The 475-nt window shown below is 66.7% G+C and carries 1 protein-coding gene; it reads right to left on the reverse strand.

The annotated features are described in order from the left end of the window. Window positions 1-475, reverse strand: a 475-nt coding sequence (locus tag IG74_RS0145100; protein ID WP_030689783.1) for a flavodoxin-dependent (E)-4-hydroxy-3-methylbut-2-enyl-diphosphate synthase, incomplete at both ends; no start/stop codon positions are given.

Here is a 475-nt window from a genome sequence, read left to right on the forward strand (position 1 = left end):
CCGCCGACTTGATCGTCCCCTGGAAAGCGGGACCCGCCTCGGTCACACCCAGGTGCAGCGGATAGTCACTGGCGGCCGCCAGCTGCCGGTAGGCATTGACCATCACCACCGGATCGTTGTGCTTCACCGAGATCTTGATGTCCCGAAACCCGTGCTCCTCGAACAGCGACGCCTCCCACAGCGCCGACTCCACCAGCGCCTCCGGCGTCGCCTTGCCGTACTTGGCCAGCAGACGCTTGTCCAGGGAGCCCGCGTTGTCGATCGCCGCGAACACGTACTTCGGCTGGAAGTGAATATCGGCGATCACCGGGATCTGCGACTTCCGCGCGATCACCGCCAGCGCGTCCGCGTCGTCCTGCGTCGGACACGCCACGCGCACGATCTGGCAGCCCGACGCCGTCAGCTCGGCGATCTGCTGGAGCGTCGCCCCGATGTCGGACGTACGCGTCGTCGTCATCGACTGCACCGACACCGG

The organism is Streptomyces sp. NRRL B-1347 (genome assembly GCF_000720325.1).
Classification (GTDB): Bacteria; Actinomycetota; Actinomycetes; order Streptomycetales; family Streptomycetaceae; genus Streptomyces.